The 17,700-nt window shown below is 40.6% G+C and carries 16 protein-coding genes; 15 read left to right on the top strand and 1 reads right to left on the bottom strand.

The window, feature by feature from the left end; translation table 11 throughout:
* The first annotated feature begins 113 nt into the window (after positions 1 to 113).
* The 14 genes from FQ608_RS14870 to FQ608_RS14805 all read left to right on the top strand — a co-directional run bounded on the left by FQ608_RS14870 (position 114) and on the right by FQ608_RS14805 (position 15,635).
* The gene (locus tag FQ608_RS14870) at positions 114 to 1,055 is read left to right on the top strand and encodes a bestrophin family protein (RefSeq protein ID WP_234364219.1); all 942 of its coding nucleotides are present in this window, start codon (positions 114 to 116) and stop codon (positions 1,053 to 1,055) included.
* Between the two features lie 161 nt (positions 1,056 to 1,216).
* Positions 1,217 to 2,089, top strand: coding sequence for a geranylgeranylglycerol-phosphate geranylgeranyltransferase (locus FQ608_RS14865; protein WP_158859021.1), 873 nt, complete (start codon positions 1,217 to 1,219; stop codon positions 2,087 to 2,089).
* 110 nt (positions 2,090 to 2,199) lie between these two features.
* Complete coding sequence (purN, locus tag FQ608_RS14860; protein ID WP_158859020.1) at positions 2,200 to 2,757, top strand: phosphoribosylglycinamide formyltransferase; 558 nt, start codon at positions 2,200 to 2,202, stop codon at positions 2,755 to 2,757.
* A gap of 67 nt (positions 2,758 to 2,824) precedes the next feature.
* Positions 2,825 to 4,351 carry a bifunctional phosphoribosylaminoimidazolecarboxamide formyltransferase/IMP cyclohydrolase gene (gene purH, locus FQ608_RS14855; RefSeq protein WP_158859019.1) on the top strand — a complete coding sequence of 509 codons (1,527 nt, stop codon included), beginning with the start codon at positions 2,825 to 2,827 and terminating at the stop codon, positions 4,349 to 4,351.
* Between the two features lie 220 nt (positions 4,352 to 4,571).
* The gene (locus tag FQ608_RS14850; RefSeq protein WP_158859018.1) at positions 4,572 to 5,600 is read left to right on the top strand and encodes a rod shape-determining protein; all 1,029 of its coding nucleotides are present in this window, start codon (positions 4,572 to 4,574) and stop codon (positions 5,598 to 5,600) included.
* A 7-nt stretch (positions 5,601 to 5,607) separates the two neighbouring features.
* Positions 5,608 to 6,450: a rod shape-determining protein MreC gene (mreC, locus tag FQ608_RS14845; RefSeq protein ID WP_158859017.1), complete on the top strand. Its 843-nt coding sequence runs from the start codon at positions 5,608 to 5,610 to the stop codon at positions 6,448 to 6,450.
* Complete coding sequence (locus FQ608_RS14840; protein WP_158859016.1) at positions 6,437 to 6,958, top strand: rod shape-determining protein MreD; 522 nt, start codon at positions 6,437 to 6,439, stop codon at positions 6,956 to 6,958. The genes mreC and FQ608_RS14840 overlap by 14 nt, the downstream gene beginning before the upstream one ends.
* On the top strand, positions 6,958 to 8,760 hold the full coding sequence (mrdA, locus tag FQ608_RS14835; RefSeq protein ID WP_158859015.1) for a penicillin-binding protein 2: 1,803 nt from the start codon (positions 6,958 to 6,960) through the stop codon (positions 8,758 to 8,760). The genes FQ608_RS14840 and mrdA overlap by 1 nt, the downstream gene beginning before the upstream one ends.
* Before the next feature lies 1 nt (position 8,761).
* A complete protein-coding gene (gene rodA, locus FQ608_RS14830; RefSeq protein WP_158859014.1) occupies positions 8,762 to 10,036 on the top strand; it encodes a rod shape-determining protein RodA in 1,275 nt (424 codons plus the stop codon).
* A gap of 82 nt (positions 10,037 to 10,118) precedes the next feature.
* Positions 10,119 to 10,919, top strand: a complete 801-nt coding sequence (locus FQ608_RS14825; RefSeq protein WP_158859013.1) for a copper resistance protein NlpE N-terminal domain-containing protein — start codon at positions 10,119 to 10,121, stop codon at positions 10,917 to 10,919.
* A gap of 1,166 nt (positions 10,920 to 12,085) precedes the next feature.
* The gene (locus FQ608_RS14820; RefSeq protein WP_158859012.1) at positions 12,086 to 13,234 is read left to right on the top strand and encodes a DUF4221 family protein; all 1,149 of its coding nucleotides are present in this window, start codon (positions 12,086 to 12,088) and stop codon (positions 13,232 to 13,234) included.
* A gap of 54 nt (positions 13,235 to 13,288) precedes the next feature.
* Entirely contained in the window at positions 13,289 to 14,446 is a 1,158-nt protein-coding gene (locus FQ608_RS14815) for a DUF4221 family protein (protein ID WP_158859011.1), read from the top strand.
* A gap of 52 nt (positions 14,447 to 14,498) precedes the next feature.
* Positions 14,499 to 14,780, top strand: a complete 282-nt coding sequence (locus tag FQ608_RS14810) for a DUF4221 family protein (RefSeq protein ID WP_158859010.1) — start codon at positions 14,499 to 14,501, stop codon at positions 14,778 to 14,780.
* Positions 14,781 to 15,029: 249 nt separating this feature from the next.
* Positions 15,030 to 15,635 (top strand): hypothetical protein, encoded by a 606-nt coding sequence (locus FQ608_RS14805; protein ID WP_158859009.1) that lies wholly within the window; start codon positions 15,030 to 15,032, stop codon positions 15,633 to 15,635.
* A 16-nt stretch (positions 15,636 to 15,651) separates the two neighbouring features.
* Here FQ608_RS14805 and FQ608_RS14800 read toward each other — a convergent pair whose 3' ends face one another.
* Positions 15,652 to 16,878, bottom strand: a complete 1,227-nt coding sequence (locus FQ608_RS14800) for a 6-bladed beta-propeller (protein ID WP_158859008.1) — start codon at positions 16,876 to 16,878, stop codon at positions 15,652 to 15,654.
* A 413-nt stretch (positions 16,879 to 17,291) separates the two neighbouring features.
* Between FQ608_RS14800 and FQ608_RS14795 the strand changes: the two genes are divergently transcribed.
* Positions 17,292 to 17,498: a hypothetical protein gene (locus tag FQ608_RS14795; protein ID WP_234364218.1), complete on the top strand. Its 207-nt coding sequence runs from the start codon at positions 17,292 to 17,294 to the stop codon at positions 17,496 to 17,498.
* The last annotated feature ends 202 nt before the right edge of the window (positions 17,499 to 17,700 follow it).

Below are 17,700 nucleotides of genomic sequence, written 5' to 3'. Positions count from 1 at the left end.
GGATTTTAAATGGCTCCGATTTTGCGAATAGATTTACGTTATAGTTTTTAGAAAAAGAGCCTTACATTTAAGCGAATAAGTTAATATCTATGATCGTCAGAAGAAATTTAAAAATGAGTTTACTACTCCACTATATGTGGAAGCAGTTGTTGTATTATGTAATATTGTCAACCCTTATTTTTTTATTACATGATATATATGATATTGTTTATTTTGCCATCCCCTCCTATACTATAGCGGCGTTGGGAACAGCTTTGGCCATTTTTTTGGGGTTCAAGAATACGCACGCCTATGAAAGGTGGTGGGAGGCCAGGAAAATATGGGGACTAATGGTCAATTACAGTAGGGCTTGGACACGGCAAGTAACTACGATGATTATTCCCCCTGACGGGGAGAATCCGGGTGAGGTAGAGAAGCTGCAGGAGGCCATGGTTTACAGACACCTGGCATTTGTCAATTCATTACGGGTTTTCCTACGGAGAAAACTGGCTTACAATGAAACGGCCGTTACAGAATTGTATGAAGATGAGAATACCTACAAGGACACCAAATCATTTTTATCTATAGAAGAATATCAGGAAATGGTCATTAAAGACAACCCGCCGAATTACCTTTTGCAAAAACAAGGTGAAGATCTGAAAATGGCCTTTCAGAAAGGCTGGCTATCGGATTACCGATTTGTAAAAATGGAGGAGACACTAGTAGATTTTAATGATATCCAAGGCATGAGTGAGCGGATTAAAAATACCCCTTTGCCCAGGCAGTACACTTATCTTTCTCGGGTTTTTGTTTTAATTCATTGCACCTTACTTCCCATGGTTTTTATTTCGGATTTGGGATGGAAGACAATACCGGTGTCGTTAGTGGTTTCATTTGTGTTTTCGGCGTTAGACCTGATCGGTGAACGAACGGAGGATCCGTTTGAAAACCGACTTGAAGATACACCGATGACATCCCTGAGTCTTACCATAGAGACCAATCTCAGGGAACAGCTTAAGGAAACCAAAAGAAATTTTCCCGCTAAATATAAAGTAGAAGATGGAATCGTGTTTTAAATGTAACCGATTAAACATTTCATATCATCATTTTACCAAATTGTGGTTTTAAAATAGTCGATTATTAGTTGATTGTCAAAAAGTTAAGAGAAAAGAGCCTTATTTTTAAAATAACTTAGAATTCCCCCATTTCATAGACGACTTTGTTGTAGTTTTGTTTAATGAACCAACCGGAGTCCTCACCGATATTTACTTTTCAGGCGTTTGTGAAGATCATCCGACTGAATAATTTACTCATGGTGGCATTTGTTCAATTGCTGACGGCCTATTTTTTGATAGAGACCTCGAGAGAAGGTATTCCCGTATTACAAGACTGGAACCTCTATTTATTAATAATCTCTACAGTAATCCTCACGGCGTCAGGGTATATGATAAATGATTATTATGATGTTAAGATTGACTATGTCAATAGGCCCAATGAAGTTGTTATTGGAAGGGGAATGAAGCGGAGAATGGTGATGATTTTACATACATTTCTGAACGTAGTTGGAATAGCTTTAGGGTACCTAATACATCCACGAATAGGAGTGATTAATTTCCTTGCCGCATTTCTTTTATGGCTTTACAGCAACTCCTTAAAGCGTCTCCCTTTTATTGGGAACCTGACTGTTGCGGGTCTTACTGGTCTGTCGATTTGGATTGTGGGGTATTATTATCAAGACGCACAGATGCTCATACTGACCTATTCCATTTTTGCATTTTTCATTAATCTCATCCGTGAGATCATCAAAGATATAGAAGATCGGCCTGGGGATAGGAAACATGGCTGCAGGACGCTTCCGATAGTCGTGGGGTTTAGAAATACCAAGAAAATTATTTTTAGTGTTGCTGCGTTGTTCGTGTTGTCCATCCTAGTGGTGACGGTAAAAATCAATGACCCCGCCCTATTTATATATTTTGGCCTGCTAGGTGTGCTTTTTGTCTTCTTTCTTTATAGGTTATATATCGCTGATAGAAAAACGCAATTTACCCGATTGAGCCGTATGGCAAAAATAATAATGCTTACCGGTGCAGTAAGTATGGCATTTGTTTGAAATTCGGCAACCCGACTCAACCAACCGGAAGTGAATATTTCAAAAAACAGCGTTTCAGCCCGGTTTTTTTAACATTTTGTTTAATTTTACAATCTAACTCTAAATTGAAGGTGAAAAAAATAGCGATCCTAGCCTCCGGCAACGGAACCAATGCGGAAGCCATAATACTACATTTTAAAATGGTAACGAAAGCCAAAATTGCCTTGGTAGGATCAAACAATCCTCAAGCCTATGTGTTGGAACGGGCTGAAAATCATGGAATTGCCCATTTTACTTTTGATAAGAAAGAGTTTGAAAATGGTTCGGTAAATGCTTTTCTTTTGCTCAAAGGGATTGACATGATCATCTTGGCGGGATTTTTACTTAGGGTACCTGAAAGTATCATTCAGGGATTCCCCAATGCTATTGTGAATATTCACCCGGCTTTGTTACCCAAATTCGGGGGTAAAGGGATGTATGGCAACCGCGTCCATCAGGCTGTAAAGGATGCTGGTGAGAAGGTGACGGGGATTACCATTCACTGGGTAAATGAAAATTACGACGAGGGAAAAATTATATTTCAACAGGAAGTTCCCATAGATGAATCGGATACACCGGAACAGATTGCAGAAAAAGTTCATGTATTGGAGCATAAATACTATCCAAAAGTCATTGAAAGCCTGATTTAATGGGCTGGTTTTCCTACCTTTGCGCTTCTAAAAAAAAAGTTGCTAAAAACAATCCTAGACTAGCATTATGAGTGTAAAGAAGATAAAATCTGCCCTAATTTCTGTATTTTATAAAGATAACCTTGAACCGATAATTTCTTTGTTGAAAGCGCAGGGGGTTCAAATCTATTCTACAGGGGGGACACAGGCCTTTATCGAGCGGCAAGGGGCTTCAGTAATTCCAGTGGAGGAACTTACAGGCTACCCTTCGATATTTGGAGGGCGGGTCAAAACGCTACATCCCAAAGTATTCGGGGGAATCCTATATAGAAGGGACCTCGCTGGTGATGTAGATCAAGCAACAACCTATGAAATCCCGGCCATCGATTTGGTAATCGTTGATTTGTATCCCTTTGAAGAGACTGTCGCTTCTGGAGCTTCAGAAGGGGAAGTGATAGAGAAAATAGATATTGGAGGTATTTCGCTGATTCGGGCAGCGGCTAAAAATTTTAAAGATGTCGTTATCGTAGCCTCAAAGGACCAATATGCTGACCTGCAAACGAGGTTGGAAACGAATGATGGGGGCACCACGCTGGACGACAGGAGGTATTTTGCCGCACAGGCGTTTAAAGTTTCCTCTCACTATGACTCCCATATTTTTAACTATTTTAATGAAACGGAGCAAATCCCGGCATTAAAAATCAGCGAAACACAGGCTAAGACGCTTCGTTATGGAGAAAACCCCCACCAACAGGCGGCGTTCTTCGGAGATTTAACTGAAATCTTTGATCAATTAAATGGGAAGGAGCTTTCTTACAACAACTTAGTAGATGTAGATGCTGCGGTATCTCTCATTGCAGAGTTTGACGGGCAAACGGCCTTTGCCATTCTTAAGCATACGAATGCTTGTGGGGTGGCGGTAGCCGATTCAGTCGCAGCGGCTTATGAAAAAGCATTTGCGGCGGATACCATTTCAGCATTCGGAGGAGTTTTGATTACCAATAAGCCTGTTGGTTTATCTGCCGCAGAGGCTATGAAAGGGTTGTTCTTTGAAGTTTTGATTGCGCCGGAATTTACTGAGGATGCATTGGAGATGCTGAAATCAAAGAAAAACAGAATTCTATTAAAGCAAAAAAGAAAAATTTCGGCCACACGGCAAATCAAGACCCTTTTAAATGGATTCGTTTCCCAAGATTTTGATTTGAAAACTGAAACCAAGGATCAGTTTACAGTGGCCACCAAAAAGTCCCCAACCTCGGATGAAATGGTAGCTTTGGAATTTGCGTTGAAGGTGTGCAAACACACGAAGTCCAACACCATCGTACTAAGCAATAGAGACCAACTGTTTTCAAGTGGCGTTGGGCAGACTTCCCGCGTGGACGCACTCATGCAGGCTATTGAAAAAGCTCAGGCCTTTGGATTCGACTTAAAGGGGGCCGTTATGGCGTCCGATGCGTTTTTTCCTTTTCCTGATTGTGTGGAAATAGCAGGCAAGGCGGGGATAAGTGCTGTAGTTCAGCCGGGAGGGTCAATTAAGGATCAAGACAGCATAGACTATTGTGATGCAAACGGTATGAGTATGGTGATGACGGGCGTCCGACATTTCAAACATTAGAATTTAGAATAAGGGGTATACTTAATAGGTTGCCTCATCCGTTCAATAGGGGATATAAAGCGAGGGTGTTTTTGGGCCCTTTCCTTTTTTCAGTCAAAAATATAGTGATCACTAAAATAAATCCAAATTTAGGATATAATTTTGGCTACGCTTAGGAATATTGGCGCTGATTAATGCTAACTTTAGTGATCATTACTAACCTTATTAAGAAATTTAGAACATGGGATTATTTGATTTTTTCTCCAGTGATATAGCCATAGATTTAGGTACAGCTAATACGCTGATTATCCACAAAGAGAAAATTGTAGTGGACGAACCGTCCATCATAGCGATAGACAAAACTACCAATAGGGTGCTGGCTGTAGGTACAGAAGCCATGAACATGCACGAAAAAACCCATGAAAATATAAAAACAATCCGGCCGCTAAAGGACGGGGTGATTGCGGATTTCTATGCCGCTGAGCAGATGATCCGGGGAATGATCAAAATGATCCCTGGCCACAGGAAAGGCCTTTTTCCCCAATCCCACCGCATGGTAATCTGCATACCTTCGGGCATAACGGAGGTGGAAAAGCGTGCGGTACGTGACTCAGCAGAACACGCGGGTGCCAAAGAGGTGTATATGATTTTCGAACCCATAGCTGCCGCTATTGGTATTGACATCGACATTGAAAAGCCGATGGGGTCAATGATTGTGGATATTGGGGGAGGTACTACTGAAATTGCCCTGATTGCACTTTCCGGAATTGTAGCGGATCAGTCTATCCGCGTGGCAGGGGATACCTTTACCAAGGATATACTTGACTATATGCGTAGGCAGCACAATCTGTTGATTGGAGAGCGGTCTGCCGAAAAGGTGAAGATTGCGATAGGCTCCGCACTGACAGAGTTGGACGATGCGCCAGATGATTATGAAATCAGAGGAAGGGATTTGATGACTGGCATTCCCAAGGTCATTAAGGTGTCTTACTCTGAAATTGCTTTTGCTCTTGACAAGTCTGTTTCTAAGATTGAAGAGGCTGTGTTGAAGGCATTGGAAATCGCTCCTCCGGAGCTGTCTGCAGATATTTATGACAATGGCATTCACCTGACAGGTGGAGGGGCTCTTTTAAAAGGATTGGATAAAAGGCTCCATCAGAAAACCAAATTGCCTATCCACATCGCAGAAGATCCACTGAGAGCAGTTGTGAGGGGTACTGGGAAGGCACTGAAAAACCTCAACACTTACCGAACCGTTTTGATGTCTTAAAGATTGAATGCAACGGATATTTCTCTTCTTATACAGCATACGTGCGTTTATCCTATTTGTGGTATTGGAATTGATAGCCGCTTGGATGATCCTGAACTACAATTCCCGGCAAGGGGCCGTTTTCTTAAACAGTTCCGGTCAGTTGACCGGCAGTATACTTCATACTAAGAGAAATTTCCTGGAATATTTTTACATGGGAAGTATCAATGAAGCTCTGTCGGAAAAGAACGCCATGCTTCTAAAACGGTTGGAAAATCTGTCCCCATCGGGAGACACTACCTATTTCGAATTAGACTCAGTGTTTGCCCATACCTATGATTTCTGGTCGGCAAAGGTGATCAATAACTCTCTCCACCTCCATCAAAACTACCTGACGATAAACAAAGGCCGAAAGCAAGGAATCAGGCAGGGAATGGGGGTATTCAATGAACAGGGAGTGATTGGAAGGGTAACAGGTGTATCCAATAATTTTGCGACCGTAATATCTTTGTTGCACACGGATTTATTGATTTCTTCAAAGATCAAGCGTGGCGGAGTTATCGCCTCGACCCGGTGGGATGGAGTTGATTCCAAAAAGGCAAAACTCCTATATGTTCCCCGCCATGTAGAAATTGAAGTCGGTGATACGGTTGTCTCCTCAGGATTCAATGCCACCTTCCCTGAAGGAATCAACATAGGGGTCATTCACGAAGTCAACGAGGGGGAAGAGACCAATTATTTGGATATAACGTTGGAATTTACCACTGATTTTTCCAAACTATCCTATGTGTATTTGGTGGAAAACAGCATGCGTATTGAACTGGATTCATTGAATAGCGAAACTAATATTCTTCCGAATGACGGGCAATAATATATTAAAATTGGGTATTGCCTATATCATGTATTTTATCATACAGGTTCTTATACTGAAAGATTTAGTACTGTTTGGTGATGCCTTTTGCTTTTTATATGTCTATGCCATTCTGCTTTTGCCTCTGGAGATTAAGCCCATTCCGCTGATGCTCCTTGGTTTTTTTATGGGATTGGCTGTGGATATGTTTTATGACACCCCAGGTATGCATGTGGCCAGTACGGTTTTACTTGCCTTTTTGAGGAATCCATGGATAAAAGTTAACACTCCGCGCGGGGGCTATGATGAAAATGTACCCCCTACTTTATTAAATATGGGGCTGGCGTGGTCTACTGGGTATACCTTTCCATTGATACTAATTCACCATGTTTGTTTTTTTTATCTTGATTTTCTGGGAACATCCTTTTCCCCTTCCATTGTTATACGTATGTTGAGCAGTGTACTATTTACCTTTGTCCTTGCGGCCATTGTTCAATTATTGTTTTACAACAAAAAGAAAGGAATTTAATGGAATCAAACCGTCCCCTAATCATTAGTTTTGTCATCATCCTGCTGGGAGCGGTATTGTTGGTCAAGTTGTTCTTGATACAGGTGACTGACGATTCTTATTTGCGAAAGGCAGAAAAAAATGCCATTCAACGAATTGTTGACCATCCTTATAGAGGGCTAGTTTATGATCGTAATGGCAAGCTGTTGGTGTACAACAACCCTGTTTTTGATTTGATGGTCATTCCTCGTGAGTTTAGTGTGAAGGATACGGCAAGCTTTTGTAAATTTTTTAACATTAAAAAGGAAGCGTTAATCGAAAATTTTAATGCAGCCAAAAAATACTCTTGGGTGAAGCCTTCGCCTTTAATTAAACAAATCTCTAACGAAGACTTTGCTCGGATACAGGATTATCTGATAGATTATCGGGGTATTTTTGTAATGACCCGGTCAGTTCGCTCATATCCCCAGCCAAGTGCGGCGAATGCCTTGGGTTATATTGGTGAAATCAGCGGAAACCAGCTTACAAGGGATGAATCGAAATACTACAGGCAGGGAGATTATGTAGGGCTTAGCGGCGTCGAAGCATATTACGAGCCGGATCTAAGAGGTAGAAAGGGGGTGAATTATCGCATGGTCAATGTACGGGGAATTGATAAGGGGAAATTCAAAAATGGAGATTTGGATACCATTTCTATAGCCGGAAAAAATATCCAGTCTACCTTGGATTTGGAGTTGCAGCAATACGGGGAAAGACTTCTGGCCGGGAAGCGCGGATCTGTCGTAGCTATTGAACCCAAAACCGGCGAGATACTTTCTTTTATATCCGCACCGACCTATGATCCCAACCAACTTACGGGGTCCAAGTTTGGTCAGAATTTTACACTGCTGAACCACGATGGAAACAAACCACTTTTTAACCGTCCTGTCATGGCCATGTATCCTCCTGGATCAATATTTAAAGTTGTGCAGTCGCTCGTGGGCTTGCAAGAGGGAATCCTCACCCCAAATACTACCCTTTCCTGTAATCGTTCCTTGGTTGCCTGTCATAATCACCCCAATCCTGTCAACTTGTTTGGAGCCATTAGAAACTCCTGCAATCCCTATTACCATCAGGCATTTCGGATGATGATCAATCAGGAGGTTTCCTCCAATACATACAGGGATACCCAAATAGGTTTGGACAAGTGGCGGGAATCTGTCATGAGGTTTGGACTGGGAGGTAAGCTTGGCGTCGATATGTATGGCGAAAAAGGTGGCTCCATCCCCTCTAGCGCACTATATGACAAAATATATGGCAATGGCCGCTGGAAATATTCTACCATTTATTCGTTGTCCATAGGGCAAGGGGAAATGCTGGTAACCCCACTACAAATGGCAAATTTGGCGGCAATTTTTGCAAATAAGGGCCATTATTATGTGCCCCATATGATTAAAGCCATAGACGGAGATCCTAACCTCATCCCGGAAAAATTTAAAACTAAAAACCATACGGGTGTGGATCCGGCTTATTTTGATTTAGTTCAGGAGGCGATGGTCGAGGCCCTTTCAGGTACAGCCGCCCGGGCTATTATCAAGGATATTGCCATTGCTGGCAAAACAGGTACTGCCCAAAACCCCAGTGGTGAAGACCATTCTGTTTTTATTGCTTTTGCCCCAAAAGAGGATCCGCAGATTGCCATAGCGGTGTACGTGGAAAATGCAGGGTGGGGTGGTAGAGCTGCCGCAAGTACGGCAAGCCTAATGATTGAAAAATATCTTAGAGGGAATATTACTCGGCCAGCTTTGGAAACCTATGTGTTAGAAGGAAATTTTATCTATTGACGTGAGAGACAGCGATTTTTATTTTCGAAAAATTGACTGGGTCAGCATAGGGCTGTATTTTCTCCTTGTGTTCTTTGGGTGGATAAATATCTATGCCGCAGTCTACGACGAACAAAACGCAAAAAGCATCTTCGACCTTTCGATCAATTCAGGGTCACAAATGGTATGGATAGCCACAGCGGTATTGCTGATTATTCTAATTCTGGTCGCAGATTACCGCCTTTTTGAGAATTTGAGTTTGGTCCTGTATGCATTTTTTATAATACTTCTTATTTTGACTCCCATAATAGGTAAGGAAATTAACGGTCAGAGAGCGTGGTTTGAAATCGGAGCCTTCCGACTTCAGCCTGCGGAGTTTGCGAAGTTTGCTACTGCCTTGGCCCTTGCCAAAATAATGGAGGCCAATACCTTCGATTTGTCAAAAGTGAAGTATCAATTGAGAGCGCTGGGAATCATAGGTTTACCGGCATTGTTTATTTTATTCCAGCCGGATTTTGGTTCGGCAATGGTCTACAGTGCCTTCTTTATTTTGTTGTTCAGGGAGGGTATGCCCAACCGGTATTATGTGCTGGCAATCACGCTGATACTTCTTGCTATTTTGGCTATACTTATTGAAAACAACTTTATCGTTGTTGGAGTGATTGGGGTATGTTTGGTCATTGTTTTTTTCATCGGAAAGAAGAATTGGCAGAAAGTGGTTACCCTAGCGTTTTTGGGGGTATTTATGATCGGCTATGTTTATAGTATTGATTTTGTCGTGAGTAAGCTTCCTCCCCACCATCAAAATCGAATCATGGTACTGTTTGATCCTGATATTGACCCGTTGGGAGTCGGCTGGAATGTGACCCAATCCAAAATAGCAATTGGTTCTGGAGGCCTCACGGGTAAGGGGTATTTGGAAGGCACCCAGACCAAATTTGATTTTGTTCCGGAGCAACATACCGATTTTATTTTCTGCACCCTCGGAGAAGAGTTTGGCTGGATTGGTAGTCTGGTGGTGATTGCTTTGTTTATCACCCTCTTACTTAGGCTCGTGTTTTTGGCCGAAAGGCAAAAGACACGGTTTTCCCGTGTCTATGGCTATGGCGTCATTTCCATCTTGTTTTTTCATTTTTTTATCAATATCTCCATGACCGTAGGAATGTTTCCGGTAGTGGGTATCCCCCTGCCCTTCTTTAGTTATGGTGGGTCATCCCTTTGGGCTTTTACGATTTTGCTGTTTATTTTTATCAAATTAGATTCTCACCGTATACAGATTTTGGGAAGAATGTCTTAAATTTTCTTAAACAGAAATGTAAACTCAACCTTTCTGATATAAATCAGTATAGGAAACTATGAGAGAATTCTAATTGATTATTATGAAACGGACTATATTTACCCCCCTGTTTGGTGGCCTTGCACTGCTTTTGGCCTTAGGATGTCAGAAAAATATCACATCATCACCAGCACTGCCCACGGGAGATACCAGCGAGCTATCATTGGATTGGGCGGGAAGCTATACCGGCATAGTGCCCTGTGCTGATTGTGAAGGAATCGCCACGACAATTCAGTTGGCCCAAGATAGAACGTATCGCATGTCCACAATCTACCAAGGTAAAAGTGAGGAACCATTTGTCCAAGAAGGAACCTTTTCCTGGAACGCACAGGGAAATAAAATCACACTAAATGGTATCGAAAATGGTGCTGACCAGTATCTTGTCGGGGAAAATATACTTTTTCAATTAGACTTGGAAGGTAACCGGATTACGGGAAATCTGGCTGAAAACTACCAACTAAGGAAAACGGAGCAGGTATCCGACAATCCATTGGCAGGTAAAAAGTGGGTTTTGAAGGAAATGATGGGGAGAGAATTGCCTGAGGAAGTACGTGCTATTTATTTGGAGTTTGACGAAGACGGTACCCATGTTACCGGATTTGGTGGATGCAATAATTTTTTTGGAGAATGTGAGGTAAAGGCGGGAAACCGAATCAACTTGGACAAAATGGGCCGTACCCAGAAATTCTGTCAGGATACCAGTGAAATTGAGGATGCACTCTTCAAGGCGTTTGAGGCCATAGATAATTATACAGTAGGGGATGATGGAACGCTAAGTCTAAACCGGGCCCGTATGGCACCGTTGCTGAGATTTAAATTGGAAGAACCGAAAGTTGATTTATGATTTCGGATTTATGATTTCAGATTTCACCTCCTAAATCATAACTCCATCACTCGCAGATAACTGCGGATAAGAACCATCTATTTAATTTTACCCATACCGAGTTTTTTGTCGAAAAGATAGATTTGAATGTGTTTAAATCTGAGGATAAGACGATGGTTAATTACCCTTTTCGACTATCATAAACGAGAGAATTATAGACAATCGACGGTCAAAAAATCCCGGAGGGATGGCCGATTTAGTAGCCCTGGGTTTCAACCCAGGTATTAAAGACAACACAAAGTGTCCACATTTTGGCCGGGCTATGTACATTCTGTACACCCTTTACCGCCAAAACCCAAATATGGTTGGGCTACCGTCTTTTCCTCGAATCTATGGCATATTTAGAAAAAGAAAAAGCAGAGTCTGGCAGAATTGCGTTTTGGCGGAAAAGGAATGGCACAACCATTTAACCTGCCAAATCGAAACCTAACTATTAAATCATTTCCTGGGGCTCCGCTACCGATACACCCAAAGCTATGATATTTCGCACTTACAGGGCTGACCGAATTTTAGTAAATGTCTAAATCATAAATCTGAAATCCCAAATCTTTGTCAGTTGGATTTAGAGTCTTTAATCGGATAATGGGCTACAAACCAGTCTATATATCCCGGTAGTTTTGAGCCCAGGAAATAGGGTAAGTTCATCAAGTATAATTGTTTGCTAGATAGCGTATTTACCTCTTCTACGTGAAAATGATTAGCTAATAATCTAATGGCATACGGGTGTTCGGATTGTTCCATAAATTGAAGTAAGGAACGTAGCTTTCCTTTTTGTAATAAATACAGGGTAAAATATTACAAAATTTGTAATAAATATTGGGTAAATAAACTAATTTTAGCAGCCTAGGTGCCACAAGAAGATACTTTATGATGGATTTAATAAAAGAAAATATAAATCGCCAAGTCCCCAAATATTAAAACATAGGTTATGATTGGATCAATTATTTTTCCGCTTCAATCCTAAATCAAAAATCTGAAATCAAAAATCTGAAATCAAAAATCTGAAATCATAAATCTTTACCTATCCATTTCTCTGATACTAGTTTATTTACAAACTTTTAACAATTATTTTTTTTTATTTACATATAATATTCCTAATTTTTTAGTCTCAATAAATTTTATGCTATATGAAACAGTTAATTTTCGCATTGCTTTGCGGGTTTTTGTTTGCTTGTGGGGGAAATGATGGAGGGGAAAACGGTAATCAGGTACGCTTAAACTACACATTGGACACCGTAATGGTCCATCCTGGACAGGAGATTCTCTTTCTACAATCAAGTTTATCCCAGGCCCAGCTTAGTCCGAATAAAAAATACCTGTACAATTTTAACTATACAGAGTTTTCCATTGAAAAAGTCAATCTAGATGAGTTGGCCTTCGAAGATAAAATTATGATCTCGAAGGAGGGGCCGGATGGAGTTGGTCAGTATTTTATGGGTTTGCTACTTAGGCAAGACAATACCCTTTTATTTAGATCTTATAATCAGGACAATATTTTGGATCTTAATGGAAAGAAAAAGTATCAGTTTGACTTTAAGAAAGTAGGAAGTGAGCCTGATAAACTTTCCGATTCAGAGAGTCTGCTTTCTGCGGTGGAGGTACCTGAGAAACCGGAGGTTTATTATGGTTTGGTTTCCAGCTGGCAAGAAGGTAATACGGCAGTGGCCAGATTAGATCTGGAGGAAGATAAAATTCAAAGGATTGATGTTCCGATTTTTGAAAAAGCAAAGAAAACTGAGATAGAAATTGCTGATGGCGGGAGATTTACTATGAATAGGTATATTTTACATGCGGGCGGCAAACTGATTGTAGGCATAGAAGGAACTAGCGAATTATATGTGTTGGACCATGAGACTGGCATACCGCACCATCATGAATATATCAGCGAACTTACGGCTTCGGAAAAGATGGGAAATTATCCACCAAAAGTGGGAGGGATTGATGAGTTTGCCGGTATCTATAGACGAATTTTGGAGGAGGTAGGGTTTTTAGCACCTGTATGGGATGAAGTCAATGAGGTATTTTACAGATTTTCGTTTATCACGGAGTTTGACGATAATGCGGAAAAACCTGAGAATAGCCCATTTCTGGAGCCATCTGGTGCTAAGGTGTTTTTGACCATCTTTGACAAAGATTTAAATATGGTAGCCGAATCAGCCATTCCCCAAATGAACAAGCGACCATTTTTTCATTTTGCTAAAGACGGGAAACTGTGGGTGTTTGAAAATATTGAAGATGAGATGGGCTTTGTGAGATTGTCGATTTCAGATTTATGATTTCGGATTTGTCCAATCTTAAATCTAAAATCATAAATTCTAACCCTAACTAAAATGGATATAGCTATTAATTTGAGCAAGATTATTTTTTTGTCGTTATGCTGCTCTTTTATCGGCTGTGCTAAAAAAACGGATATCGTAGACCTTTCACTCACTTCTCTAAATTATTCGTTGGATACAGTAATGATTGATCCGGGGAATGAACTGCTGCACTTAAATGCCGGGCTTCGGATGGCTGCGCTGGATGCGGAAAGGGATTACCTCTATAATTTCAACCCTTCCGATCATACCATTGAGAAAATCAATTTAAACAGTAGGAGGCTTGAAGATAAACTGAAATTCGAAAAGGAGGGACCTGACGGAGTTGGTGATATGGTGTTTAGAATGGATCTGATTTCAGGTGAATTAGTTGCCTTTATGGGGTACATAAAAGCCGGTATTTTTGACTTAAAAGGCAGGAAAGTGGTCGAATTCCCCATTGCGGATGTGAATTTTGAGGGGGATCCGTTGATAAAGGGGGAACGTTTTGAATTTCTGAACACCTACATGTTTGACTCGCAGAAGATGGTGGGCTTGATCAGAAATGCCTCGGAAAAAAGCTTTGCCCTGGGCATGTTAGATTCCAATTTCAGGCATTTAAAGAAGGTTCCGATTCCACTGGATGCACTGGAGAACTTCCGATTTGTGCTAAGTAGCCCTTCTCGGGTACAAATGTCTTTTCCCTCAGCCAATATTTCGGAGCACAATGGCAGTTACCTCATCACCAATGAAGTAAACAATACAATCCTGCTTTATGATTCCGAATTAGATTCTTTAAAAGAGATCAACTATCAGCCCATGCTTACGGAAGATAGGAAAACGGGCAAATACACTCAGGTAACAGAAACCGAAGAGGAATTTAAACAGGAAACCCAAAACGTACTGAAAGAAATCAGTTTTATGGCTCCCATTTGGGATGAAAAAAACCATCGATTTTACCGGTTTTCCCATAAAGCTGTCAACATTGGAAGCAATTCAATTAAAGAGGAAGAGTATAAATCATCTGTATACCTGACGGTATTTGATGCTGACTTTAACGTGATCGCAGAATCCCTTGTTGAAAATCTAACAAAACCGCCCGGCTTCCACTTTGTAAAGGACGGAAAAATCTGGATGTATGAGAATGTGGAGGATGAGCTGGGCTTTGTGCGGTTGTCGATTTCAGATTTATGATGTTGAATATTGACTTGTCCTATTTGAAATCATATATCTTAATTAAAAGTACGTGAAAAACATCTCGGCCATTTTAATTCTCTTTACCCTATTTATAAGTGCCTGCGAAACAGCAAGTACTAAAACCAGTGGACCTTCCGAATCTAGTTTGGTAATCGATACGGTATTGATCGACCCCGGGGACCAGCTTGTTTTTCCCTATTTAATAGCAGAAAGAAGTTTTTTTACAGAGAATAGCCGCTATCTGTTTAACTTCAATGATTTCGACCATACCCTTGAAAAAATTGATCTGGATAAACTCGAATTGACAGAAAAACACCCTTTTGACAAATGAAATGCCAATACCGCAGCTCAAGTATACGCCATATTTCTCTTTTGCCAAAGACGGAAAAATCTGGATTTTTGAGAACATGCAGGATGAGATGGGGTTTGCGAGATTGTCGATTTCACCTGATGGTTGATAGGTCGATAGAGTCGGTCACTACGCTTAGATGCGACAGCAGGGTTCCAAACTCTTTTTATCTGGGTCCGGCATTGCAAATGCCGAATAGCGGGTTTTGCCCATGCTGGAGGGAATTCCGATATGGAGAAGTTTTTGAATATTGGAATTTGGATGAGGGACATTCCTGCCACCTTTGAGCCTCGTCAGGAAAAAGTCTTTTATGTTAAAAGGGTGCTTTCAGAAAGTTTTGACGGGATTGTTTTTATAGACAGTAAATCCAGTTCTACTCCATTCCCAAGTGATTCCCAACCGTTTTTAAATTTGTCCAAGTTCACAAATGCCAAACTGCATCGGGGAAAAACCTTTACGATTCAAGCAGATGCATCTGTCACCGGACCAATAGCATGCGAGGTTTGGATACATATCACCAACCGCCACAATGTTCCCGTATATAGAAAAAAAATAAACGTAGAAAAAACAAAAAATCAGATAGTCATTGAAGATAATGTGCCGGATGAAGCCATGCTTATATCCTATGGACTAACGGCTAGAGGTAGTGGAGAAGTAAGCTTAAACGGTCTTAAATTGCTTTTAAATCAGGAAGTAATTGATAAGGAAGAAAGTGGGTTTGAAAAGCGAGAATCCGATGGATATCCCCGAGGTTGGCGTGTAAACTGTAGAGAGTGTTGTTTCCAATGGCCCGAAGATATCAGGGAGGATTTATTGAAAATTAGACTAGGAGATTGATCCCTAGTCCAAAAAGTTATTTTACCAAGGTATAAACAATCAGGATAGGATTTTCTGACTCCCGTGATGCAGTCGCTATTTCCGCAAATTTTTTACCATTGGTGGAAATCCAATTTTCATATTCTGCTGGGCGCATGCTTTCTTTTTTCTCCATAAGTGTTTCATAAAGGGTTCTGCCCGGAACTTTTAGGCCTACCTTTCCCGGTTCGAAACTATAATTGATCATAGAGGGATCGAATCCTCCATCAATATCGTTTATAATCCTGTCAATTAATACATGAGTTAGTTGTTGTTCTCGATCATAGAATACATTAAATCCTTTTTTATCATAAGCTAGAACAGTATAAAGCTGTTTCTCTGAAATGAAGTATTGGCTTCTAAAATAAAGCTTTGCGGAGTTGTTGAGAAAGTTCACTCTGTCAATTGGGTGCTCTAGTCTTCTCAATTCTTCGAGATCTTGCGCATATTTTCCAAAGTTAAATACGAGTTTTGGTATAAAATTCCCGTTGTCAATCTGATAGATCGTATCCAAATACGTCATTCCATAGTAGAGGTTTTCATAACTTTTCTGAAAAAAATTCCTTCCGGAATGTTCCCCATATAGCTTTTCAGGATCGTAGGGGAAACTCCTAGTGGTATCCTGAAATGATTTATTGAAGCTTTTGACAAAGTAGTCCCCCGGATCCCGGGTGGCTGTATAGAGGTAAAATCTTTGGTCAAATTCTGAAAATACGCCCGGTCCAATCCTATCTTGAAAGAAAAGTTCTCGTAAGAATTCACCATCCAAATCAAACCACATTATTTTTCGGGGAAATACTCCGAGGAGGACTAGCTCTCCGTCAATAAAGGCGGCGGCATCAAAGTCCAAGTATTGACCCGGCCCTTCTCCATAAGCCATTATCCTTGTCAAATACTTTCCAGATTTATCGAAAATTTGAATACACTTACATCCATAAATATCCAGCGTATAAATCCTATTTTGATAAAAATGTATTTGATGTAAACCAACATACAGATGCGCCTCCTCCGAATCATCCCCCAGCCAGATGTATTCAATATTGGGTTCGAAAAACTCGGATAACTTCCCGCTTCGGGCCTGGGAAAGATCTACGGATATAATTTCCAGACCGGATTTAGATTTAGTTTCCTGCTTACAGCCTGCGGTTAGGAAAAGAAAAAGCAGCCCAATAGGCCAACAATGTTTTAGTTTCACTGTCAATGAAAGGAATCGTCGGATTGTCATTGGCGTATTTCGATTTATAGATAATGAATCTGACATAGTATGGAATAAAAATGGTTCACCCGAAGCAAGTTAATTAATTTTTTCGTTTTCAGAAATAGCTGGATAATAATGTTGTGCCCAGAGCGCGAGTATCTGATTTGTCTATCGGAAGGTGAGATTGATGTTGTTTACAGCAACGTTGGCCCGGAACTACACTCCAGGCCGAAATTTTCAAATTTTGATGACTTTTAAAATTGGCATAATAATCAGGTATATTATAAAAAAAAATGACTCTCCGACTCGGTATAGCATCTACCACACCATACCTCCATTGAGTTGTCAATCCTTTCCATTTGTAATGGTTTGCTTCTGGACTTTTCATCAAACAAAAATTCCCAACTTTAACCACCGTAGGGACACTTTTGACAAAAGAGTTGTTATATTCGAGTATGAAATCGGTAAAACTAAAAGCGTATCTAAATCAAATAGCCGACAGGCTGACTGAGGATTCGACCTTGGAAGACGTATATGAACAACTGTCTTTATTGGCTGATATTGATGAGTCTGAAGAACAGGTTGAGAAGGGAGAAATATTAACTCAAAAAGAGGTAGAAGAACGATCTAAAGAATGGCTCAGATAGGAAATAAGGTTTTTTTCATTGGGCAGTCAAAACTTATATAGCCATATTGTATTTGCATTAAATTATGAATGAATTCAATCCGACTTTCTGGAACCAATGTAGTATAGCTTCAACTATGGCTTGATTCTTTAAAACGCCAATCTTTGATTCCGATTAATCGGATAATCGGATTTTGAATAAGATAATTAAGTGGAATTTCTTA

The organism is Lunatibacter salilacus, assembly GCF_009797935.1.
GTDB lineage: Bacteria > Bacteroidota > Bacteroidia > Cytophagales > Cyclobacteriaceae > Lunatibacter > Lunatibacter salilacus.
Note: the sequence above shows the minus strand (reverse complement) of the source record. Positions and strands in the feature narration are given on the sequence as shown.